The sequence below is a fragment of the Pseudomonas baltica genome (assembly GCF_031880315.1).
In the GTDB taxonomy this organism is placed as follows: domain Bacteria; phylum Pseudomonadota; class Gammaproteobacteria; order Pseudomonadales; family Pseudomonadaceae; genus Aquipseudomonas.
Window position 1 is genome coordinate 3,534,333 of the sequence record NZ_CP134771.1, and the last position, 21,687, is coordinate 3,556,019.

The 21,687-nt window shown below is 61.9% G+C and carries 21 protein-coding genes; 14 read left to right on the plus strand and 7 right to left on the minus strand.

Annotated elements, in window-relative coordinates; genetic code table 11:
* Nucleotide 1: 1 nt before the first annotated feature.
* The 3 genes from REH34_RS15725 to REH34_RS15735 all read left to right on the plus strand — a co-directional run bounded on the left by REH34_RS15725 (nt 2) and on the right by REH34_RS15735 (nt 2,243).
* A complete protein-coding gene (locus REH34_RS15725; RefSeq protein WP_226503906.1) occupies nt 2–1,084 on the plus strand; it encodes a 5-(carboxyamino)imidazole ribonucleotide synthase in 1,083 nt (360 codons plus the stop codon).
* 148 nt (nt 1,085–1,232) lie between these two features.
* Nucleotides 1,233–1,478, plus strand: a complete 246-nt coding sequence (locus REH34_RS15730) for a GlsB/YeaQ/YmgE family stress response membrane protein (protein ID WP_226503907.1) — start codon at nt 1,233–1,235, stop codon at nt 1,476–1,478.
* A gap of 225 nt (nt 1,479–1,703) precedes the next feature.
* Entirely contained in the window at nt 1,704–2,243 is a 540-nt protein-coding gene (locus tag REH34_RS15735) for a DUF3299 domain-containing protein (RefSeq protein WP_226503908.1), read from the plus strand.
* A gap of 127 nt (nt 2,244–2,370) precedes the next feature.
* Here the strand turns inward: REH34_RS15735 and REH34_RS15740 are convergent, their stop codons facing one another.
* On the minus strand, nt 2,371–3,276 hold the full coding sequence (locus tag REH34_RS15740; RefSeq protein WP_226503909.1) for a D-hexose-6-phosphate mutarotase: 906 nt from the start codon (nt 3,274–3,276) through the stop codon (nt 2,371–2,373).
* An 86-nt stretch (nt 3,277–3,362) separates the two neighbouring features.
* Nucleotides 3,363–3,764, minus strand: coding sequence for an acyl-CoA thioesterase (locus tag REH34_RS15745; RefSeq protein ID WP_008366910.1), 402 nt, complete (start codon nt 3,762–3,764; stop codon nt 3,363–3,365).
* A gap of 373 nt (nt 3,765–4,137) precedes the next feature.
* Here REH34_RS15745 and REH34_RS15750 point away from each other — a divergent pair, with 373 nt between their 5' ends.
* The 8 genes from REH34_RS15750 to REH34_RS15785 all read left to right on the plus strand — a co-directional run bounded on the left by REH34_RS15750 (nt 4,138) and on the right by REH34_RS15785 (nt 14,633).
* Nucleotides 4,138–5,430, plus strand: coding sequence for an MFS transporter (locus REH34_RS15750; protein WP_226503910.1), 1,293 nt, complete (start codon nt 4,138–4,140; stop codon nt 5,428–5,430).
* A 169-nt stretch (nt 5,431–5,599) separates the two neighbouring features.
* A complete protein-coding gene (locus tag REH34_RS15755) occupies nt 5,600–6,562 on the plus strand; it encodes a phosphate ABC transporter substrate-binding protein PstS family protein (RefSeq protein WP_226503911.1) in 963 nt (320 codons plus the stop codon).
* Nucleotides 6,563–6,659: 97 nt separating this feature from the next.
* On the plus strand, nt 6,660–8,936 hold the full coding sequence (locus REH34_RS15760; protein ID WP_311968379.1) for an ABC transporter permease subunit: 2,277 nt from the start codon (nt 6,660–6,662) through the stop codon (nt 8,934–8,936).
* A gap of 15 nt (nt 8,937–8,951) precedes the next feature.
* The gene (gene pstA / locus REH34_RS15765; RefSeq protein ID WP_311968380.1) at nt 8,952–10,622 is read left to right on the plus strand and encodes a phosphate ABC transporter permease PstA; all 1,671 of its coding nucleotides are present in this window, start codon (nt 8,952–8,954) and stop codon (nt 10,620–10,622) included.
* Nucleotides 10,623–10,794: 172 nt separating this feature from the next.
* On the plus strand, nt 10,795–11,628 hold the full coding sequence (gene pstB / locus REH34_RS15770) for a phosphate ABC transporter ATP-binding protein PstB (RefSeq protein WP_226503914.1): 834 nt from the start codon (nt 10,795–10,797) through the stop codon (nt 11,626–11,628).
* Between the two features lie 68 nt (nt 11,629–11,696).
* Nucleotides 11,697–12,455: a phosphate signaling complex protein PhoU gene (gene phoU, locus REH34_RS15775; protein ID WP_226503915.1), complete on the plus strand. Its 759-nt coding sequence runs from the start codon at nt 11,697–11,699 to the stop codon at nt 12,453–12,455.
* A 194-nt stretch (nt 12,456–12,649) separates the two neighbouring features.
* Nucleotides 12,650–13,549: a response regulator gene (locus REH34_RS15780; protein ID WP_311968381.1), complete on the plus strand. Its 900-nt coding sequence runs from the start codon at nt 12,650–12,652 to the stop codon at nt 13,547–13,549.
* A gap of 181 nt (nt 13,550–13,730) precedes the next feature.
* The gene (locus tag REH34_RS15785) at nt 13,731–14,633 is read left to right on the plus strand and encodes a M23 family metallopeptidase (RefSeq protein ID WP_311968382.1); all 903 of its coding nucleotides are present in this window, start codon (nt 13,731–13,733) and stop codon (nt 14,631–14,633) included.
* A gap of 114 nt (nt 14,634–14,747) precedes the next feature.
* On the opposite strand, the gene REH34_RS15790 is transcribed toward REH34_RS15785, so the two are convergent.
* The 3 genes from REH34_RS15790 to phoB all read right to left on the minus strand — a co-directional run bounded on the left by REH34_RS15790 (nt 14,748) and on the right by phoB (nt 18,323).
* Entirely contained in the window at nt 14,748–16,088 is a 1,341-nt protein-coding gene (locus REH34_RS15790; protein WP_226503918.1) for a hemolysin family protein, read from the minus strand.
* Nucleotides 16,089–16,221: 133 nt separating this feature from the next.
* Nucleotides 16,222–17,550, minus strand: a complete 1,329-nt coding sequence (gene phoR, locus REH34_RS15795; RefSeq protein WP_311968383.1) for a phosphate regulon sensor histidine kinase PhoR — start codon at nt 17,548–17,550, stop codon at nt 16,222–16,224.
* A gap of 83 nt (nt 17,551–17,633) precedes the next feature.
* Complete coding sequence (gene phoB / locus REH34_RS15800; RefSeq protein ID WP_226503920.1) at nt 17,634–18,323, minus strand: phosphate regulon transcriptional regulator PhoB; 690 nt, start codon at nt 18,321–18,323, stop codon at nt 17,634–17,636.
* Between the two features lie 150 nt (nt 18,324–18,473).
* On the opposite strand from phoB, the gene REH34_RS15805 reads away from it, so the two are divergent.
* On the plus strand, nt 18,474–18,869 hold the full coding sequence (locus REH34_RS15805; RefSeq protein ID WP_311968384.1) for a hypothetical protein: 396 nt from the start codon (nt 18,474–18,476) through the stop codon (nt 18,867–18,869).
* 28 nt (nt 18,870–18,897) lie between these two features.
* On the opposite strand, the gene ubiA is transcribed toward REH34_RS15805, so the two are convergent.
* On the minus strand, nt 18,898–19,788 hold the full coding sequence (ubiA, locus tag REH34_RS15810; protein ID WP_226503922.1) for a 4-hydroxybenzoate octaprenyltransferase: 891 nt from the start codon (nt 19,786–19,788) through the stop codon (nt 18,898–18,900).
* The gene (locus REH34_RS15815; protein WP_311968385.1) at nt 19,779–20,342 is read right to left on the minus strand and encodes a chorismate lyase; all 564 of its coding nucleotides are present in this window, start codon (nt 20,340–20,342) and stop codon (nt 19,779–19,781) included. Before REH34_RS15815 ends, ubiA begins: the two co-directional genes overlap by 10 nt.
* Before the next feature lie 219 nt (nt 20,343–20,561).
* Here REH34_RS15815 and REH34_RS15820 point away from each other — a divergent pair, with 219 nt between their 5' ends.
* Nucleotides 20,562–20,729, plus strand: a complete 168-nt coding sequence (locus REH34_RS15820) for a rubredoxin (RefSeq protein ID WP_226503924.1) — start codon at nt 20,562–20,564, stop codon at nt 20,727–20,729.
* Between the two features lie 236 nt (nt 20,730–20,965).
* Entirely contained in the window at nt 20,966–21,241 is a 276-nt protein-coding gene (locus REH34_RS15825; protein ID WP_226503925.1) for an HU family DNA-binding protein, read from the plus strand.
* Nucleotides 21,242–21,687 lie beyond the last annotated feature (446 nt).

Sequence of the window (21,687 nt, forward strand, 5' to 3'; positions counted from 1 at the left end):
TATGAAGATCGGTGTTATCGGTGGCGGCCAGCTGGGCCGCATGCTGGCCCTGGCGGGTACTCCGTTGGGCATGAATTTCGCGTTTCTCGACCCCGCCCCGGACGCCTGCGCCGCTTCGCTGGGCGAGCACCTGCGTGCCGACTATGGCGATCAGGATCACTTGCGCCAACTGGCCGACGAAGTTGACCTGGTGACCTTCGAGTTCGAAAGCGTGCCGGCTGAAACCGTCGCTTTCCTCTCGCAGTTCGTGCCGGTCTACCCGAGCGCCGACGCCTTGCGTATCGCCCGCGATCGCTGGTTCGAGAAGAGCATGTTCAAGGACCTGGGTATTCCCACCCCGGCCTTCGCCGACATCCAGTCCCAGGCCGATCTCGACGCTGCGGTGGCCACCATCGGCCTGCCTGCGGTACTCAAGACCCGCACCCTGGGCTACGACGGCAAGGGCCAGAAGGTCCTGCGCAGCGCGGCCGATGTGGTCGGTACTTTTGCCGAGCTCGGCGGCGTTGCCTGCCTGCTGGAGGGCTTCGTGCCGTTCACGGGTGAAGTGTCGCTGATCGCCGTGCGCGCCCGTGATGGCGAGACGCGCTTCTACCCGCTGGTGCACAACACCCACGACAACGGCATCCTGCGCCTGTCGATCGCCAGCACCGACCATCCGCTGCAGGCGTTGGCCGAAGACTACTCGGCCCGCGTGCTGGAAAAGCTCGACTACGTCGGCGTCATGGCGTTCGAGTTCTTCGAAGTCGACGGTGGCCTCAAGGCCAACGAGATCGCCCCGCGCGTGCACAACTCCGGGCACTGGACCATCGAAGGCGCCGAGTGCAGCCAGTTCGAGAACCACTTGCGCGCGGTGGCCGGTTTGCCGCTGGGCTCTACCGCCAAGCTGGGCGAGAGCGCGATGCTCAACTTCATCGGCGAAGTGCCGTCGGTGAGCAGCGTCATCGCCCTTGAAGACTGCCACCTGCATCACTACGGCAAGGCCTTCAAGGCCGGACGCAAGGTCGGCCATGCCACTCTGCGCAGCGCCGATCTGGCCACGTTGCAGCAACGGATCGCGGCGGTCGAAGCGCTGATCGGCGACTGATGGCTGTGGTTTTATAGCCTTCACCTACAAACCCGGCGCGCTGCCGGGTTTGTCATATTTGAACCATTGCAATGGGTTACCCTCTGATTGCAGGACGCCAACGCCCATCGGGAGTTGATCATTTCAATTTTTATGCAGAGGTATTCACATGGGCATCATCGGCACTATTTTCATCGGTTTGATCGTTGGTCTGATCGCGCGCTTTCTCAAGCCAGGCGATGACAGCATGGGCTGGATCTTGACCATCCTGCTGGGTATCGGTGGTTCGCTGGTAGCGACCTACGGTGGGCAGGCACTGGGCATCTACCGCGCGGGCGAGGGTGCTGGCTTCATCGGTGCAGTGGTCGGCGCGATCATCCTGCTCGTTGTCGTTGGGCTGATTCGCAGGAAGTAATCGGCGAGGCAAGCTGCTGGATCTGCTTTGCCAGGCTGGGCCTCTTCACCGCCGAACGCGCAACCTTGCTCCCACTGGCGCCGCCGGACCGGCTGGCACTGTGGGAGCAAGGTTGCGCGTTCGGCGGCGAAAGGGTCCGTCCAGACACTCCATCATCACCCTGCTGCACAATCGCCCCTCGCAACGCTAGAATCCCTCTCCCAATCTTCTCTTCCCGAGCCCTCGATGCGCCGTATTCTCCTGATCTCCTTGCTGCTCGGCTGCTGCGGGCTGGCCAGTGCCGCCGAACCGCCGGAAACCGACTGGCTGGCGCTGATGCCCAAGTCGGATCAAAAGGCGCTGGAAGACATGCCCGACATCACCCATAACACCCCGGAAGGGGATGGCAACTTCACCCACAAGGGTGGGCTCAAGCAGAGCAAGGGCTTGCCAGCGGTGATGTATTCGACCAAGACGGTCGCGGCGATGGATGGCAAGAACATCCGCATCGGCGGCTATCCGGTGCCGCTGGAAACCGACGCCAAGGGCCGCAGCACGCTGTTCTTCCTGGTGCCGTACCCCGGCGCCTGCATTCATGTGCCGCCACCGCCGCCTAACCAGATGGTGCTGGTGCGTTATCCCAAGGGGCTCAAGCTCGATGACATCTACACGCCTCTGTGGGTGATCGGGGGCTTGAAGGTGGAGAAGGTCAGCAACGACCTGGCCGATGCGGCCTACGCGTTGGATGCCTCGAAGGTGCGAGTGGTGGAGGATGCGGATCTGTGATGGCCGTTGGGCGTGTGCCAGCAGGCTCGACCTCTCCCACAGAGTCGACTGGACTGCAGTCGTACACGTGTGGGAGCAAGGCTGCCCGCGAAGGGGTCGGGCCTGCTGTAGACAAGTCCAGGTCCGCCTACAACGCCTCGCTGGCGATCGCCACACTCATGGTGTGTTCGGCACCCGGCGCCAGGGTGACGACATCGTCCAGCACGTTGGCGGTCTCGATGCAGAACATCTGTTGCCAGCCATCGTTGGCCATGTCGTCCAGGTTGGCGGCGCGGTCGATCCAGGGATTCCAGATGACGGCGTTCTTCGAACCACTCGGGCTCAGCACGATGCGTCGATTGCGCTGCGGATCCTCGATCGTCAGTTTCTCCGGCGTAGCCAGGTAGACGCGGTCGGTTTCGCCGGTCACTTTAAGCGGGCCGGTCTGGCTGCGCTGCTCCCAGTCCTCGACCCCGACGGTTTCCATGTAGCTCAGCCCGGCGACGCTCTCGACACTGATCTGGCGCACATCGCCGACCGAGAAATAACTATGCAGGGCCTGACTGAAGACCAGTGTCTGGGCGCCGATATTGCGGGTGGTAAGGCTCAACTTCAGGCTGTCGCCCATGACGATGGTCAGGCTTAACGCGGCCGGGTGATCCCAGCCCGGAAATCCTTGCTCGGCCTGAGGCAAGGTCAACTCGATGCGCACACCGGCTTCGGTATCTTCGATGCCTTTGAGCGTCCACTCCAAGGTACGGACCAAGCCATGTGCGGTCGGCGCTTCGTCGCTGACGCGCATGGCTTGCACCGCCTGCGGGTTTTTCGCCAGGTTGCCGAACCACGGCCAGCATACTGGCACGCCAGCCCGGACCGCCTTGCCCTTGATGAAGTGCGACTGGTCGTTCAACCAGATCAGCGGCGGCTGCCCAGTGCGGGTATAGCTGACTACCTGCGCGCCTTGGGCGAGCACCAACAACTCGGCTTGGCCATCATTGATCTGCCAGCCGTGCAATTCACCCAGCGTAATCTCTTTAACCTGGTGCTTGGACATACCTGTCTTCTCGCTCATGAGCCATGGATGTGGAATGGACCGTCATCCGCGGCTCAAGTTTAACGTCCGCGCACGACTGGGGGGCCTCAGCGTCGCGGCGGCACCGAGCGGGTGCGACCGCTGCCGTCGATGGCGACGAACACGAACACCGCTTCGGTGACCTTGCGCCATTCGCTGGACAGCGGGTCATCGCTCCATACTTCGACCATCATCTGGATCGAGCTGCGGCCGATCTCCAGCGTCTGGGTATAGAAGGACAGCTGCGCGCCCACCGCGACCGGGACCAGGAACGCCATGCGGTCGATGGCTACGGTGGCCACACGCCCGCCTGCGACCTTGCTGGCCATCGCGGTGCCGGCGAGGTCCATCTGGGCCACCAGCCAGCCGCCAAAAATGTCGCCGAAGCCGTTGGTTTCGCGCGGCAGGGCGGTGATCTGCAAGGCCAGGTCGCCTTGGGGAATCGGATCTTCTTGTTCGAGTTCAATCATGCCTGGGGTCCCTCTGACCCGTGACGCTTCACTGGTTGGCGTGGTTGATCTACGCCTCGAAATCGGTTCGACAGCCATACTACGCTGCTTTTGTAACGAGACGCGCCAGGATAACTCTGCGAAATCGACTATGGGCCGACCGTAGCGGCGCTTTCGCACAATTGCCTGCAAGAACAATCTGTAACAAAACTAGCTCGAACACCGCCCAGTATATCGGCGCAATGCGGTGACAACGACCGCCAGAAAGCGATTTTGACCGTTTGGCGGCGGTTCTATGTGGTTTTCCTTAGCAATTTGCTATCGTGCGCCACCTGCCAGCCGTAATCAGCCCTGAACCGGGGTTGAAGATCTATCGAATAAGAGACGTTTTCTGATGAATTCCGTGCCTTCGAGTGTCGCGCAGCCCTCGCGACCGCTGACCCGCAATGATTACAAGACGCTGTCGTTGTCCGCACTGGGCGGTGCGCTCGAGTTTTACGACTTCATCATCTTCGTGTTTTTCGCCGCAGTCGTCGGCCAGCTGTTTTTCCCGGCCGACATGCCGGATTGGCTGCGCCTGATGCAGACCTTCGGGATCTTCGCTGCCGGCTACCTGGCGCGGCCGCTAGGCGGCATCGTCATGGCGCACTTCGGCGACCTGCTGGGGCGCAAGAAGATGTTCACCCTGAGCATCTTCATGATGGCTGTGCCGACGCTGATCATGGGCCTGCTGCCGACCTATGCGCAGATCGGTATGTGGGCACCGATCCTGCTGTTGCTGCTGCGCGTGATCCAGGGCGCGGCCATTGGTGGTGAAGTGCCGGGCGCCTGGGTGTTCGTGTCCGAGCACGTGCCGGCGCGCAACATCGGCTATGCCTGCGGCACGCTGACCTGCGGCCTGACCTCGGGGATTCTGCTGGGCTCGCTGGTGGCCACGGCCATCAACACGATCTACCTGCCTACCGAAGTGATCGATTTCGCCTGGCGTATTCCGTTCCTGCTTGGCGGCGTATTCGGCCTGGCGTCGGTGTACCTGCGCCGGTGGCTGCATGAAACCCCGGTGTTCGCAGAGCTGCAGCAGCGCAAGGCGCTGGCGGCAGAGGTTCCGCTCAAAGCGGTATTGCGCGATCACCGGGGGGCGGTGGTGGTATCGATGCTGCTGACCTGGTTGCTGTCCGCAGGCATCATCGTGGTCATTCTGATGACCCCCACCGTGTTCCTGCAGAAGATGCTGGGGTTCACGCCCAGCCTGGCGCTGCAAGCCAATAGCGTCGCAATCGTGTTCCTGAGCATCGGTTGCATCGCCGCCGGTGCCCTGGCGGACCGTGTCGGTGCGGGCAAGGTCTTCACCGTGGGCAGCCTGGCCCTGGGCGTGTCGTCGTGGGTCATGTATCACAGCCTGCAGTCGCACCCGGACTGGCTGTTCCCGCTGTATGGCCTCACTGGCCTGCTGGTCGGCGTGATCGGTGCGGTGCCTTACGTGATGGTCAAGGCTTTCCCGCCAGTGGTTCGTTTCACCGGGTTGTCGTTTTCCTACAACCTGGCGTACGCGATCTTCGGCGGCCTGACGCCGATGGTGGTGACCTGGCTGCTCAAGGACTACCCCATGGCATTGGCGTATTACGTGGCGGGTATCTGCGTGATCGGCTTTTGCGTTGGTCTGTATCTGTTGGCCAAAAAGCGCTGATAACGCTGTCAGGCAGATGTACACCTGACCTTGTTCGAGTGGGCGCTGCCCGCGAAGCTTCGTCGGCAGCGCCTACTCCCACAGGAGGTAGGGTGGTTTTCGGTATCGTCATCTGTCTGTCACATTACTTTCATACAGTGCCCCCGTCCTTTTCTGTCAGGAGCACGGCATGACTCTCACGCGACTGCTGGCAGCCTTCACGTTGGTCTTCGCCACGGCCAATGCCATGGCCGCAGTAGACCCGAGCATCCCCGCCTATGTGAAGACCACCGGCGTCTCCGGCAATCTCTCCAGCGTCGGCTCCGATACTCTCGCCAACCTCATGACCCTGTGGGCCGAGGCGTATAAACGGCAGTACCCCAACGTCAATATCCAGATTCAGGCCGCTGGCTCCTCTACCGCGCCACCGGCCTTGACCGAAGGCACTGCAACCATCGGCCCCATGAGCCGGCGCATGAAGGACATCGAACTGCAAGCGTTCGAGCAAAAGTACGGCTACAAGCCCACGGCCATCCCAGTGGCAGTCGATGCGCTGGCGGTGTTCGTGCACAAGGACAATCCCATCGACGGCCTGACCCTGCAACAGCTCGACGCGATCTTCTCCGTCACCCGCCTGTGCGGTGCCAGGGCCGATGCCAAGACCTGGGGCGAACTGGGCGTCAGCGGCGATCTGGCCAGTAAACCGGTGCAGCTGTTCGGGCGCAACTCGGTGTCTGGCACCTACGGTTTTTTCAAGGAAGAAGCCCTGTGCAAGGGCGACTTCAAGGCCAACGTCAACGAACAGCCCGGCTCGGCCTCGGTGGTGCAGGCCATTAGCAACTCCCTCAACGGCATCGGCTATTCCGGCATCGGCTACCAGACCGCCAGCGTGAAAATGGTGCCCCTGGCGAGAAAGGCCGGCGAACCCTTTGTCGAAGACAACGAAACCAACGCCCTCAATGGCACCTACCCGCTGGCGCGCTACCTCTATGTGTATGTGAACAAGGCGCCGAACAAGCCGCTGGCGCCCCTGGAAGCCGAGTTCGTCAAACTGGTACTGTCGCAGACGGGTCAGACGGTGGTGGTCAAAGATGGCTATATTCCGCTACCCGCCAAAGTGGTGACCAAGGCGTTGACCGACCTGGGCCTTTAGCGCGAGCTCGGCAAGGCCAGGCTGTCTTCGTGCTGTCACATTTCAGTAACTTTAACGTCATAAGATGTGCGCGCATGATCCAGCCGGCCTACCCTAGATGAAATTGACCCCTCCCAAGCTGGACGAAGCCCCAGCGCGCATCGATTTCAACACGCCGCAGCTCAAGCGCAAGCGTCGGTTGCGCGCGCTGAACGACCGGCTGACCCGCTGGTACGTGAGCATCGGTGGCCTGGCCGTGCTGGCGGCCATTACGCTGATCTTCTTCTATCTGGCCTACGTGGTGCTGCCGCTGTTCAAGGGCGCCGAATTGCAGGCCAGAGCGCCGCTCAGCCCGGCCTGGCTGCAAGATGCCGGCAAACCGCTGCTGATCAACCTCGAAGAGCAGAACCTGGCCGGCATGCGGGTGTCCGATCGCGGCGAGGTGGTGTTCTTCGATACCCAATCGGGCGCCGAATTGCGCCGCGTGGCGCTGCCGATCCCGGCGGGCGTCAGCATTACCTCGCTGGGCCGCGACCAGCCCGGTGCGGCGAGGGTGGTGGTGGGACTGTCCAACGGTCAGGCGCTGGTGTTCCATCACAGCTACAAGGTCACCTACCACGACGACATCAAGGCCGTTGAGCCGGCCATCGATTACCCCTATGGCGCCGCTGCGCTGGTGCTCGACGAGCAAGGTCGGGCGCTGGATCATGTCAGTATCAACGCCACCGACAGCAGGCTGATCCTGGCGGCCTCGTCGGGCTCGCAGCTGTTCGTGCAGTCGCTGGTCCTCGCCGACAACCCGCTCACCGGCCAGTCGTCCCAAACCCAGGCGCGCATCGAGCTGCCGAACATGCCTGAAGCGGTCAAGGCGATCTTCGTCGACCCGCGCCAGCAATGGCTGTACGTGGTCAACGGTCGCGCTCAGGTGGATGTTTTCAACCTCACCGATCGCACCCTCAATGGCCGCTACAAGCTGCTCGAAGACGCCAATGCGCAAGTGACCGCCAGCGCTCAGCTGGTGGGCGGTGTATCGCTGATGATCGGCAGCTCCAAGGGTGGCATCGGCCAGTGGTTCATGGCCAGGGACACCGACGGCGAACCGCGCCTGAGCCATATCCGCGACTTCCAGCTGGGCAGCAGCGCGATCCTGCAGATCAACCCCGAGCAGCGGCGCAAGGGGTTTCTGGCCCGAGATGCCGCGGGAAATCTGGGGGTGTTCCACAGCACCGCGCACCGCACCCTGCTGATCGAGCCGGTGGCCGCCGACGCGGATTGGCTGGCATTGTCGCCGCGCGCCAATCAGGTGATGATCGAGGCCGGGCACCGCTTGCGGCCGATGAGCCTCGACAACCCGCACCCGGAAGTGTCGTGGAGCGCGTTGTGGGACAAGGTCTGGTACGAGCACTACGACGCGCCCGAGTACGTCTGGCAGTCAACCGCCGCCAACAGTGATTTCGAGCCCAAGCTGAGCCTCGCGCCGCTGGCGTTCGGCACCCTCAAGGCGGCGTTCTACGCCATGCTCATGGCGGCGCCGCTGGCCATTGCCGCGGCCATCTACACCGCGTACTTCATGGCGCCGAGCCTGCGCCGCAAGGTCAAACCGGTCATCGAACTGATGGAGGCCATGCCCACGGTGATCCTCGGCTTTTTTGCCGGGTTGTTTCTGGCGCCCTATCTGGAAGGCCATCTCCCCGGTATTTTCAGTGTTTTCCTGCTCACCCCTCTCGGCATCCTGCTGGCCGGCTTTGCCTGGTCGGCGCTGCCGGCCTCCTGGCGTTTGCGGGTACCGGCGGGCTGGGAGGCGGCCATCCTCATACCGGTGATCCTGGCGGTGGCCTGGTTCGCGCTGTTCATGAGCCCGTACCTCGAGGCCTGGCTGTTCGCTGGCGACATGCGTCAGTGGATCACCGCCGACCTGGGCCTGAGCTTCGATCAGCGCAATGCTTTGGTGGTAGGGATCGCCATGGGCTTTGCAGTTATCCCGACGATCTATTCGATTGCCGAAGACGCGGTGTTCAGCGTGCCGCGCAGCCTGACCGAAGGCTCGCTGGCGCTGGGCGCAACGCCTTGGCAGACCCTCACCCGCGTGGTGATCCTCACCGCCAGCCCGGGGATTTTCTCGGCCTTGATGATCGGCCTGGGCCGTGCGGTAGGCGAGACCATGATCGTGCTGATGGCTACCGGCAACACCCCGATCATGCAGATGAACCTGTTCGAAGGCATGCGCACCTTGGCGGCGAACGTCGCCGTCGAGATGCCTGAATCTGAAGTGGGCGGCAGTCACTACCGCGTGCTGTTCCTTGCGGCCTTGGTGCTGCTGGTGTTTACCTTCGTGATGAATACCCTGGCCGAGCTGATTCGCCAGCGTCTTCGCAAGCAATACTCGTCCCTTTAAGGAAGGCCGACATCCGTGAAAAGGGATTCCCTCAAGATTTGGTTCAACAGCGGCGCGCCGGGGGTATGGCTGAGCGCGGGTGCGGTGTCGATCGCCGTGATCATGACTCTCGGCTTGCTGGCCATCCTGGCCGTGCGCGGACTGGGGCTGTTCTGGCCGGCCGATCTGGTGCAGGCCAGCTATCAGGTGCCGGGGCAACCGCCGCACGTCATCCTCGGCGAAGTAGTGCAGCAGGAGTCGGTCCCCCGCGAGCGTCTCAAAAGCGCCGGTCAGCCGGTCAATGCCGCAGGCAGCGAATACATGACCCGCACCCTGATCAAGCTCGGCAATCGCGACCTCAACGGCGCCGATTTCACCTGGGTGGTGGGCGACTGGCTGCACGAACAGCAACGGCCGGCGCAGGCTATGACTCTGGAGCGCCGCGAGTGGGGCAACTTCTACGGTTATCTGGTCAACGTCAAGGAAGGCGCTCAAGTGGTGGCCGAAGGCGAAGCGGCCTGGACGCCTTTGCAAGAGCGCCTGCAACGGGTCACCGGGCTGGCCGAACAGTTGCAACAGCTCGAGAAGCAGGACATCGGCGCCATCAATCACGGCCTTGAACGCCTGCGCCTGCAGGCACGCAAGCTGCAATCGCAAGGCAAGCTAGACGCGCAGGCGCAAGCCGACATCGATGCCGAGCGGGCCGAGTTCAACGCTCGCTATCAGGACGTCGAAACGCGGCTGGCTGACCTGCATCAGGCAGTCGATCGGGACAGCCTCAGCGTTCGCGACGTCAATGGCAGAGTCATCGAAATCGCCCTCGGCCAGGTCGTGCATGCCTATCAGCCCAATGCCATGGGCACCGTCGCCAAGCTGGGGTTCTATTTCCAAAAACTGTGGGAATTCCTCAGCACCGACCCCCGCGAAGCCAATACCGAGGGCGGGGTGTTTCCGGCCATTTTCGGTACGGTGATGATGACCCTGATCATGGCTGTCATCGTCACGCCGTTCGGCGTGCTGGCGGCCGTCTATCTGCGTGAATATGCGCGCCAGGGGCCGATGACGCGGCTGATCCGCATCGCCGTGAACAACCTGGCCGGGGTGCCGGCTATCGTCTATGGGGTGTTCGGCCTGGGTTTTTTCGTCTATGTGCTGGGTGGTTCATTGGATCGGTTGTTCTTCGCCGAAGCGCTGCCGGCGCCGACGCTGGGGACGCCGGGGTTGCTATGGGCCTCCTTGACCCTGGCGTTGCTGGCGGTGCCGGTCGTCATCGTCGCCACCGAGGAGGGCCTGGCGCGCATCCCGCGCAGCCTGCGTGAAGGCTCGCTGGCGCTGGGCGCGACCAAGGCCGAGACGTTGTGGAAGATCGTCCTGCCCATGGCCAGCCCGGCGATGATGACCGGCATGATCCTCGCGGTCGCCCGAGCTGCCGGCGAAGTGGCGCCGCTGATGCTGGTGGGCGTGGTCAAGCTGGCGCCTTCGTTGCCGGTGGATGGCAACTATCCGTATCTGCATCTGGATCAGAAGATCATGCACCTGGGCTTTCATATCTACGACGTCGGCTTCCAGAGCCCCAATGTCGAGGCCGCGCGACCGCTGGTGTACGCCACGGCGCTGTTGCTGGTGCTGGTGATCGGTCTGTTGAACCTGGCGGCGGTGGCATTGCGTAATAATTTGCGCGAGAAGTACAAGGCGTTGGATGTATGAGTATTTTTCGCACACCGCACTGGCCCCTTCGCGGGCAAGCCTTGCTCCCACAAGGCAAGCAGTACTGGAGTCGTACACCTGTAGGAGCAAGGCTTGCCCGCGAAGAGGCCGGTACAGCTTGCCCAAATCTCCAGAATCTCCCACACGATACGAGCCCACAGGGGTCTTTCTGATGCAGCAAACACCGCCAGCCCGGGGCTTCAGCTACAACGCCTTGGGCCGCAAGAAGCAAGGGCTGCATCTGGCCGACGAAGCCGTCGCCCTTGCCGTGCCCGGTCTCAATCTGTTTTACGACGACACCCAGGTGCTGTTCGATATCGCCCTGAAGATCCCCAAGCAGCGGGTCACGTCCTTTATCGGCCCGTCGGGTTGCGGCAAGTCGACGTTGTTGCGCACCTTCAATCGCATGAACGATCTGGTCGACGGCTGCCGGGTCGAAGGCGCCATCCACCTCGATGGCCACGACATCTATAGCAAGAGCACCGAGGTCGCCGAGCTACGCCGCCGCGTGGGCATGGTGTTCCAGAAGCCCAACCCGTTCCCCAAGACCATCTACGAGAACGTGGTGTACGGCCTGCGCATTCAGGGCATCAAGAAAAAACGCGTGCTCGACGAGGCCGTGGAATGGGCGCTCAAGGGCGCGGCGCTGTGGGACGAGGTCAAGGATCGGCTGCACGAGTCAGCGCTGGGACTGTCCGGCGGGCAGCAGCAACGCCTGGTAATCGCCCGTACGATCGCGGTCGAACCCGAAGTGCTGCTGCTCGATGAACCCTGCTCGGCACTGGATCCGATTTCGACGTTAAAAGTTGAAGAGCTGATCTACGAGTTGAAACATAAGTACACCATAGTCATCGTGACCCATAACATGCAGCAAGCGGCGAGGGTGTCGGATTACACCGCGTTCATGTACATGGGCAAGCTGGTGGAGTTCGGCGATACCGACACGTTGTTCACCAATCCGGCGAAGAAGCAGACCGAAGACTACATCACCGGTCGTTATGGCTAGGGCCTCGACAGGCCAAAAAAGCTCAGGCGGCGTTGCCGCTTTTATCGGTTGCTCCAGGGATTTTCGACATGATCAATAAAGACAGCCTTGCCCATCACATCTCCCAGCAGTTCAACGCCGAATTGGAAGAGGTGCGCAGCCATCTTCTGGCAATGGGCGGGCTGGTGGAGAAGCAGGTCAACGACGCAGTCACCGCGCTGATCGAGGCCGACTCCGGCCTGGCTCAGCAAGTGCGCGACGTTGACGACGAAATCAACCAGATGGAACGCAATATCGACGAAGAATGCCTGCGCATCCTCGCCCGCCGCCAGCCGGCAGCGTCCGATCTGCGGTTGATCATCAGCATTTCCAAGTCGGTCATCGACTTGGAGCGTATCGGCGACGAATCCACCAAGATCGCTCGCCGCGCCATCCAGTTATGCGAAGAAGGCGAGTCGCCACGGGGTTACGTCGAGGTTCGCCACATCGGTGACCAGGTGCGCTCCATGGTCCGCGACGCGCTGGATGCCTTCGCCCGCTTTGACGCCGACCTGGCGTTGTCGGTAGCCCAGTACGACAAGACCATCGACCGTGAGTACAAGACCGCGTTGCGCGAACTGGTCACCTACATGATGGAAGACCCACGCTCGATCTCCCGCGTGCTCAACGTGATCTGGGTGCTGCGGTCGCTGGAGCGCATCGGCGACCATGCGCGCAACATCTCCGAACTGGTGATTTACCTGGTGCGCGGCACCGACGTTCGTCACTTGGGCCTGGAGCGCATGAAGCAGGAAGTGCAGAGGGATAGCGAACGGGCTAATGTTTCGGCGCGCGCTGACGATAAATAAGATTGCCCCCGTGTATCAACGCCCGGCCTAGGTCGGGCGTTTGCGTTTTCGAGTGGGCACAATTTTATTGCAGGCACCCGTGAACGCGTCACCATCAATGACAGCCCCGGCGTGACGCATCTATGTCGCAAGTAAAAAGCGGCGAATGGCCAGTAGTTAGCGCTATGCTTGCCGGGATTTCAGAGGAGTGGTTGATGGCTAAGGTCAATGTGTTGGTCGTGGATGACGCGCCGTTTATCCGCGACCTGGTAAAAAAATGCCTGCGTAACAGCTTTCCGGGTGTCGCGACCGAAGATGCAGTCAATGGCCGCAAGGCTCAGGCATTGCTGATGCGCGAGTCGTTCGACCTGATCCTGTGCGACTGGGAAATGCCGGAGATGTCCGGGCTGGAGCTGCTCGCCTGGGTCCGCACCCAGGAGCAGTACAAGACCACTCCATTCATCATGGTCACCAGCCGCGGCGACAAGGAAAATGTCGTGCAGGCCATTCAGGCTGGCGTTTCCGACTTTGTCGGCAAGCCGTTCACCAACGAGCAGTTGCTGACCAAGGTCAAAAAGGCTCTGGCCAAGAGCGGCAAGCTCGATGCGCTGATGTCCGGCGCCTCGGCGCGCAGCAACCCGGCCTTCGCCAACGATTCGCTGAGCGCCCTGACCGGCGGCAAGCCGGCGGAAGTGGCGCGCCCGGCGGCGACTTCGCCGCTGATCAATTCGGCGCCGGCTGCTCGTCCTGCCGCACCGGCTGCATCGGCGGCGCCAGCTGGCCGTGGTCAGGGGCAACTGCGCCTGGCGGTGGGCACTCAACCTTGCGTGATCAAGGCCTTGAGCCTCAAGGAGGCGTTGCTGGTGGTCAAGCGCGGTGACGTGCTGCCGCAGGTGCTGGAAAGCGCGGTGCTCGATCTGGAGCAGGGTGACAACGCTGAAGTGGCGCGCCTCAATGGTTACCTGCATGCCATCGTCGCCCATGAGCCCAAGCCTGACAGCGAGTGGCTGCAACTGACCTTCCGCTTTGTCGACCAGGACGCCCAGAAGCTCGACTACATCTCGCGCCTGATCGCCCGTGGCTCGCAGCTCAAGCACTTCGTGCCTGGGGCCTGATATTGGTGCAGTGCTTCTGCTGGCCTCTACGCGAGCGGAGCTCGTTTCCACAATGGATCACCGAACCTGTGGGAGCGGGTTCTGCCCGCGAAGGCGCCGGTACATTTTGCGAATAATCCTGAGCCCCTCCATCTGCTAGGCTTGGCGCTTGATTCCATGACCTGACTGACTGCTCATCGCCATGCTCCAGCGCCTCACCTTGCTTTGCAGTCTCCTGCTGGCCGCCGCTTCCCTGGCCGCCGCACCGACCATCTACAAATATACCGATGCCAATGGCGTGGTGACCTACACCGACAAACCCACCCGTGGCGCGTCGGTGTTCGTGTTTCAGGACCGCATGGTCGAGCACCTCGAGCAGCAGGTGCACCTGGATGTCGATCGCCGCAGCAACAGCGCCATCTTTACCGCCCGTAACGAGCTGTTCGCCCCGGTCGAGGTCGAGTTGCGCCTAAGCGGCTTGAGCAATGCCGCCCCAGGTACGCCGCAGAGCATCCGCAAACTGATACCGGCGCGCAGCAGTGTGCGGTTGTTGGCGCTCAACGCGCAAAAGCCCGGGCAGGCGCTGCGTTATACCCAGGCTTTCAAGTACGCCTTGGGCAACCCCGGGCAGCAACCCGAGGGCTATCTGTACCCGCTGCCCTGGGTCGGCGGGCCGTTTCGCCTGAGTCAGGGGCCTGATGGCGCGTTCAGCCACACTGGGGTCAAGAGCCGTTACGCCATGGACATTGCCATGCCGGTGGGCACGCCGATCATTGCCGCGCGGGCGGGTACGGTGGTGAAGGTCGAGAACGGTCAGGCGGCAGGCGGCAGCGAGGCTTCGGGCAACTTCGTGCGGATCCTGCACGATGACGGCACCATGGGGGTGTATCTGCACTTGATGGAAGGGTCGGTGGTGGTGCGCGAGGGGCAGCAAGTCGCCGTCGGTACGTCGCTTGGGCGCTCTGGCAATACGGGTAACAGCACCGGGCCGCATCTGCATTTCGTGGTGCAGCGTAATACCGGGATGGGCTTGGAGTCGATTCCGTATCGGTTCAGTCAGCCGGTGCAGTCGCTGCCCAATTTTGCGGTGGGTGCGCAGCGCTAGCTGGATCTCTGGAAGCAGGCCCGGCCCTTCGCGAGCAAGCTATGCTCCCACAGTGTGTACCATACACATGTGGGAGCAAGGCTTGCCAGCGAAGAGTGCCGCAAGGCCACCGCATCAATCGATCTTGACGACCTTGGCCAGCACGATTTTCGGGCCCTTCATCTTTTTCAGGATGATGCGCAAGCCTTCGACTTCGAGCACTTCCTCTTCCTCGGGCACCCGCTTGAGCGTTTCGTAGATGAGCCCGGCCAGGGTCTCCGCCTCGATGTGGTCAAGGTCGATGCCCAGCAGGCGCTCGAGCTTGAACAACGGCGTATCACCGCGCACCAGCAGCTTGCCGGGCTGATAGGCAAGGATACCGCGCTCGGCCTTGCGGTGTTCGTCCTGAATGTCGCCGACCAGCACTTCCAGCACGTCTTCCATGGTCAGGTAGCCGATCACTTTTGCGTCGGCTTCCTCGACCAATGCGAAGTGCGCTGCGCCTTTGCGGAACTGCTCCAGCAGGCGCGACAGCGGCATGTGCTTGCTGACACGCTCCAGCGGGCGCAGCAGCTCGGCGAGGTTGAAGGTTTCCGGCAGGTGATCCAGTGCTGCCAGTTCCAGCAGCAGGTCCTTGATGTGCAGCAGGCCGACGAACTCGCCGCGCTGGTTGTCGTACACCGGGTAGCGGCTGAACTTGTGGCGGCGGAACAGCGCGAGGATTTCCTTCAGCGGCGCGTTGGCGTCGAGGGTGATGAGGTCTTCGCGGGAGTTGGCCCAGTCGACTACCTCCAGCTCGCCCATCTCCACCGCCGAGGCCAGCACGCGCATGCCTTGGTCGCTAGGGTCCTGGCCGCGGCTGGAGTGCAGGATCAGCTTGAGTTCTTCACGGCTGTAGTGATGCTCGTGATGCGGCCCGGGTTCGCCCTGGCCGGCAATGCGCAAGATGCCGTTGGCGCTGGCGTTGAGCAGGTAGATGGCCGGGTACATGCACCAGTAGAACAGGTACAGCGGCACCGCCGTCCACAGCGAGAGCAGTTCCGGCTTGCGGATGGCCCAGGATTTGGGCGCCAGCTCGCCGACCACGATGTGCAGGTACGAGATCACGAAGAAGGCACTGAAGAACGATGCGCCTTTGATCACCTCTGGCGACTGCACGCCCAAGGCGCCCAGTACGGGCTCCAGCAGGTGCGCGAAGGCCGGCTCGCCGACCCAGCCCAGGCCCAGCGAAGCCAGGGTGATACCCAGCTGGCAAGCGGACAGATAGGCGTCGAGCTGGTTGTGCACGGTGCGCAGGATCTGCCCGCGCCAGCCGTTCTGCTCGGCGATGGCTTCAACCTTGGTAGAGCGCAGCTTGACCATGGCGAACTCGGCGGCAACGAAGAAGCCGTTGAGCAAGACCAGTACAAGTGCGAAAAGAATCATGCCGAAATCGGCGAAAATCGAGGCGAGGGACAAGCCAGGGGAAGGGTCCATGATGGAGTTTTACGGGTTCCGTATAGCTGATTCGGTTAGGTGTCGTGGCATCCACGCCACCGACAAGAGTCGATCAATGTAGCGGCTGCTGTTTGCCTTGCATAGGGGGTGTCCGTTCAACGGTCGCGGCAAATCAGCCCTCTTCAGGGCTGTAGGCTTCCAGTTGTGTTGCTATTTGTTGCTGAGGAAAGTGGCAAGTGAAGGTGCTGCCACGGTTGGGCACGCTGCTGATCTCCAGGCGCCCACGATGGCGCAGCAACACGTGCTTGACGATTGCCAGGCCCAGGCCAGTGCCGCCGGTATTGGAGCTGCGGCTCGAATCGACCCGGTAGAAACGCTCGGTCAGGCGCGGTATGTGCTTGGCCTCGATACCGATTCCCGAGTCCTGCACGCTAAGGTGTGCGCCCTGTGCGTCCTGCCACCAGCGCACATGAATCTGACCGCCGTCGGGGGTATATTTCACGGCGTTGAACACCAGGTTGGAAAACGCGCTGCGCAGTTCCGGCTCGCTACCCTTGAGGTGCAAAGTCGGGTCGGCTTCGAGGGTGATGGTCTGATTGCGGGTGCCCGAGAGCGCCCGGGCGTCGCCCTTGATGGTGCGCAGCAGGTGATCGATGGCCACCGGGTGGCTTTCCGAGGGGTAGTCGGTGGCTTCCAGCTTGGCCAGCAACAGCAGGTCGTTGAGCAGCGTCTGCATCCGTTCGCCTTGTGTCTGCATCTGCTGCAATGGTCGCTGCCAGCGGGTCGGCAGGTCGTCGCCGTTGTCGAGCAGCGTTTCCAGGTAGCCGGTGATTACCGTCAATGGTGTGCGCAGCTCGTGGGAGACGTTGGCGATGAAGTCCTTGCGCATCTGTTCGAGCTGATGCAATCGGGTCATGTCGCGTACCAGCAGCAGATGCTCGTTGTTGCCGTAGCGGGTGATCAGCAGTTGCAGGCGCACCTTGTCGTTGACGGGCGAGGGGATCTCCAGGGGGTCGGCGTAGTTGCCATGGGCGAAGTACTCCTTGAAGCGCGGATGGCGTACCAGGTTGGTCACCGGTTGACCGCTGTCCTGGGGGGTCTTGAGGCCCAGCAGCAACTGAGCTGCGGGGTTCCACCACTCGAGGTTGCCGTCGCTGTCGAGCATCACCACGGCGTCACGCAGAGCGGCGGTGGACTCCTGGATGCGGTCGATCACCGCTTGCAGGCGCGCGCGCACACGCTGGTCACGACGCTGCAGGGTGTAGATGCTGTCGAACACATCGCCCCACAGGCCGACACCTTCAGGCGGCGCCTGATCGGGTTTCTGTTCGCGCAACCATAGGTGCAGGCGCAGCAGTTGCTTGAGGGTGTAGGCCAGGTACAGCGCCAGGCCGATAGCCAGGCAGAGCCCATAGTGGCCGGTGAACAGCCCGAGCAGCAGGCAGGTGCCGAGCAGCAACACCATGTGGCGAATCAATATGCCGTGCCAGTTCTGGTTCAATTGCTGTCGCGTCCTTACTCGTCACGCCGGGCCGGCATCGTTCGAGCCGGTCGAGCAGTCTTCATGCCGTTCGGGCCGGGGGATCAGCTTTTGGTAGAGAAGCGGTAGCCAGTGCCGCGCACGGTTTGTACCAGATTTTCGTAAGCATCGCCCAAGGCCTTGCGCAGTCGGCGGATGTGCACATCCACGGTGCGCTCTTCGACATAGACGTTGCCGCCCCACACCTGATCGAGCAGCTGCCCACGAGTATAGGCACGCTCCTGGTGGGTCATGAAGAACTGCAGCAGGCGATATTCGGTAGGGCCCATGTCGGCGGGCTTGCCGTCGATGGTCACGCGGTGGCTGATAGGGTCGAGCAGCAGGCCGCCGATCTCGATCGGCGTTTCGCCATCGCTCGGCCCGGCGCGACGCAGCACGGCCTTGAGCCGCGCGACCAGCTCGCGAGGCGAGAACGGCTTGGTGATGTAGTCGTCGGCGCCCACTTCGAGGCCCTGGATCTTGTTGTCTTCTTCACCCTTGGCGGTGAGCATGATGATCGGGATGTCGCCCGTCATCTCGTCGCGCTTGAGGCGCCGCGCCAGCTCGATACCGGAGGTGCCGGGCAGCATCCAGTCGAGCAGGATCAGGTCGGGCTTGCGATCGACGATGATGGCGTGAGCCTGCTGGGCGTTTTCAGCCTCGAGGCAGTCGTAGCCGGCCATTTCCAGCGCGACGGCGATCATTTCGCGAATCGGCGCTTCGTCGTCAACGATCAGAATGCTCCTGCCAGCCATGCTCAAACCTCGTGGTGATCGGGTGTCTTGCGCCGCATTAGATAACGGAATTATTGCAGTCGTGTGACAGGGGAACTGTAGGGTACCAACTTAGTCGAAAACGGCTAAGCTGTTATTCCTTCAGGGCATACACTCAAGAGGTGATTTTCAATGGTTCAACGTACCTTGACCTGGATGGCGCTCGCGGGCGCCGTCGTCCTGGCAATGCCGGGCCTGGCAATGGCTGAACGTCCCAAAGCCAACGATGGCATGGTGGTCGACAGCAAGGGCATGACGCTTTACACCTATTCCGATGACACCCCTGGCAACTCGGCGTGCAACGACAAATGCGCGCAAAACTGGCCGCCTGTGCTCGCTTCCGCCAGCGACACCGGGACTGAGAACGGTGACTGGAGCATCATCACCCGCAAGGACGGTAAAAAGCAGTGGGCGCTGATGGATAGCCCGCTCTACACCTATATCGGCGACAAGAAGAAAGGCGACATGAACGGTGACGGCAAGGGCGAAGGCAAATGGGCCATGGCGACCATGGACGGCGCCGACTGATCGCGCCTGGCGCCGCGCTGATCCCGCCTCAGCGCAACGCGTAGTCCAGCACGATCCCGAGGAAAATCAGCAGCCCCGCCCAGTGATTGTGCAAAAACGCCTTGAAACACGCCATGCGCTCGCGCTGGCGTGTTTGCCAATACTCCCAGGCAAAACACAGCGCCGCGCCCAGCAGCCCGAGCTGGTACCAGTGGCCCAGCCCGAATTGATTACCCGCCAGCAGCAGGCACACCAGCGTCAGGCCCTGCAGGATGGCGATGATCATGCGATCCGCCTCACCGAACAGAATCGCCGTCGACTTGACCCCGATCAGCAGATCGTCATCGCGATCGGTCATCGCGTAATACGTGTCGTAGGCCACCGTCCACAGCAGATTGGCGATATACAGCAGCCATGCCGCCGCCGGCAGATGCCCGGTCTCGGCGGTGAACGCCATGGGCATGCCCCACGAAAACGCCGCGCCCAGCACCACTTGCGGGTAATAGGTGTAGCGCTTCATGAACGGGTAGCTGGCGGCCAGCACCAGGCCACCGATCGATAGCCACAGGGTGGCCGCGTTGGTGCACAGTGCCAGCCCGAAGCTGATGATGATCAGCACCGCAAACAACGCCAGGGCCTCACGGGTGCGAATCCTACCGGCCGCGATAGGCCGCTGCGCCGTGCGTTTGACGTGACCGTCGACCTTGCGATCGGCCACGTCATTGATCACGCAACCGGCCGCGCGCATGAAGATCACCCCCAGCACGAAGATCACCACATTGCCCAGCGACGGTCTGCCGGCACCGGCTATCCATAACGCCCACAACGTCGGCCACAACAGCAGATAGATGCCGATGGGCTTGTCGATGCGCGTCAGCTGGACGAAGTCCCAGGCGCGAGGGTGCAGGCGGTTTAGGGACTTGAGCAGGTTCAGGTACATCCAGGGCTCTCCTGAGAGGGAAGGGCGGCGTGCCACAGTGCCGGCAGGAACACTTCGGCCACCAGCACCCCGAGGCCATCGCGGTCGAAGCGCGAGCGGCGCGCCCACAGGCCGGCCTGCGCGATCTCTGCAGGTAGCCAGGCGGCTGGATAGCGGCAGGTTTGCAGGGGCTGGCGGGTGAAGGCCGGGTCACTGAACAGTAGCTCGCCCAATGAGCGGCTGCCGAGCACATCGAGGCGCAGGTCGGTGGCTTCGAGCGCCGCCTGACCCGCGATGCTGCGGGCGAACACCCAAGGCGTGTCGACGCCCAACAGATACACCTCGCGCACCCAGCCGATGCTGGCGCCGGGCAATTGCAGCGCCGCGCATTCGTCGTCGCGCAGTGTTTGCCAGCCCTCGAAGAGTGGCCGCACCGTGAATCGGCCCGCAGCCAGGCGGGTCAGGCGCCGCGTCAGCGAGCCTGGGTCCAGCAGCCAGTCGAGGGTCGTGGGATCGGTATCGGGAGCGCCATCGCGCCATGTCGGGGAATGCAATTCGTGCGGCACAATGAACATCTGTGACGGCCAGAGAGGCCGCGAGCTTAGCATGATCCCAGCGCCTCTGTAGCGAGGGGCCTTGCCCCTGAAAGGCGGGTCAGCCTTTTTGGCTGCATCTGATCGAGCGCTTTTCGGGGGCAAGTCCCCTCGCTAAATAGGTGAGGCTTGCATCACGCCAAACAGATGAGTAAAAGACCCACTTTGAGCGCGTCAATTGCGTGGATATGAGGAATCAGCATGAAAAAGTGGCAATGCATCGTCTGCGGCCTGATCTATGACGAACGCGACGGCTGGCCGGATGACGGTATCGCCCCCGGCACCCTGTGGCAGGACGTCCCCGAAGACTGGCTGTGTCCCGACTGCGGCGTCGGCAAGATGGACTTCGAAATGATAGAGATCGGCTAAGCGCGCCGCGGCGTCCATTGACCTTGAATCAAGCGGCTGGATGGTTGTCAGGGCTGTCTATCGGAATAACCCTGATTTTTCTGTCACAAACCGCTGTTGCCTACTGGCGCGGCATTGCATGGCGTGCCATCCTCACTCGGTCTGCCGCGGCTTAGAGCCTGCGGCGCTCACCGCGCCGTTGCGGGGGTCATGGCAACGGACATAAAAACAAAAATCTATAACAAGAGGCTTTACCCATGCGCAAACCAGATCTGGCAACCGCAATCGCTGAAAAAGCAGACCTCACCAAAGAACAAGCCAACCGCGTACTCAATGCCGTGCTCGAAGAGATCACCGGCGCGCTGCACCGCAAGGACAGCGTCACCCTGGTCGGTTTCGGCACCTTCCTGCAGCGTCACCGCGGCGCGCGTACTGGCAAGAATCCGCAGACGGGCGAGCCGGTGAAGATCAAGGCCAGTAACACCGTGGCGTTCAAGCCTGGGAAGTTTTTGAAGGATAGTGTCAATCCATAGTTCGACTTTGTATTGTCGCTTCGATGTGGCTAGATGAGGGGCGCTCCGGGCGGGACAGAGCGCCCTTTTTTACGTTGGTACGAAAGTGGCACGGCCATGTGCCAGCCAAGTTTCGTTAGCTATTCATCAATCCGTTCTCCGTGAATTGTTTAACTTCAATCCAGAAGCTGCCCTGTAGTATTCGTCCTACATACCTCCTGCGAAAAATCCATTTCTAGAATGATATTTTATTCATAAAGGTTTGATATCGTTGATTTTTCTGTAATTGACATCACTTGCTGAGGTGATGTATGCCCATCTCGGACATAATTCCAATTGTGCACTGGTACACAAAAAAATCACCTCGAGCTTGAACTTTTAATAGCGAATGTTTAGGATCCGCAACCTTCGAAAGGCAGCCCGCTACATAACCGGATGTGTAGGCGCTGTGCACGATCACAATACCC

Coding starts and splice junctions, on each gene's coding strand:
- REH34_RS15750 (WP_226503910.1), top strand. CDS start 4,138: ATGAATTCCGTGCCTTCGAGTGTCGCGCAGCCCTCGCGACCGCTGACC.
- REH34_RS15745 (WP_008366910.1), bottom strand. CDS start 3,764: ATGATTGAACTCGAACAAGAAGATCCGATTCCCCAAGGCGACCTGGCC.
- REH34_RS15805 (WP_311968384.1), top strand. CDS start 18,474: ATGGTTCAACGTACCTTGACCTGGATGGCGCTCGCGGGCGCCGTCGTC.
- REH34_RS15760 (WP_311968379.1), top strand. CDS start 6,660: ATGAAATTGACCCCTCCCAAGCTGGACGAAGCCCCAGCGCGCATCGAT.
- REH34_RS15755 (WP_226503911.1), top strand. CDS start 5,600: ATGACTCTCACGCGACTGCTGGCAGCCTTCACGTTGGTCTTCGCCACG.
- REH34_RS15735 (WP_226503908.1), top strand. CDS start 1,704: ATGCGCCGTATTCTCCTGATCTCCTTGCTGCTCGGCTGCTGCGGGCTG.
- REH34_RS15780 (WP_311968381.1), top strand. CDS start 12,650: ATGGCTAAGGTCAATGTGTTGGTCGTGGATGACGCGCCGTTTATCCGC.
- REH34_RS15785 (WP_311968382.1), top strand. CDS start 13,731: ATGCTCCAGCGCCTCACCTTGCTTTGCAGTCTCCTGCTGGCCGCCGCT.
- ubiA (WP_226503922.1), bottom strand. CDS start 19,788: ATGTACCTGAACCTGCTCAAGTCCCTAAACCGCCTGCACCCTCGCGCC.
- REH34_RS15740 (WP_226503909.1), bottom strand. CDS start 3,276: ATGTCCAAGCACCAGGTTAAAGAGATTACGCTGGGTGAATTGCACGGC.
- pstB (WP_226503914.1), top strand. CDS start 10,795: ATGCAGCAAACACCGCCAGCCCGGGGCTTCAGCTACAACGCCTTGGGC.
- REH34_RS15815 (WP_311968385.1), bottom strand. CDS start 20,342: ATGTTCATTGTGCCGCACGAATTGCATTCCCCGACATGGCGCGATGGC.
- REH34_RS15730 (WP_226503907.1), top strand. CDS start 1,233: ATGGGCATCATCGGCACTATTTTCATCGGTTTGATCGTTGGTCTGATC.
- REH34_RS15725 (WP_226503906.1), top strand. CDS start 2: ATGAAGATCGGTGTTATCGGTGGCGGCCAGCTGGGCCGCATGCTGGCC.
- REH34_RS15825 (WP_226503925.1), top strand. CDS start 20,966: ATGCGCAAACCAGATCTGGCAACCGCAATCGCTGAAAAAGCAGACCTC.
- REH34_RS15820 (WP_226503924.1), top strand. CDS start 20,562: ATGAAAAAGTGGCAATGCATCGTCTGCGGCCTGATCTATGACGAACGC.
- phoU (WP_226503915.1), top strand. CDS start 11,697: ATGATCAATAAAGACAGCCTTGCCCATCACATCTCCCAGCAGTTCAAC.
- REH34_RS15790 (WP_226503918.1), bottom strand. CDS start 16,088: ATGGACCCTTCCCCTGGCTTGTCCCTCGCCTCGATTTTCGCCGATTTC.
- phoB (WP_226503920.1), bottom strand. CDS start 18,323: ATGGCTGGCAGGAGCATTCTGATCGTTGACGACGAAGCGCCGATTCGC.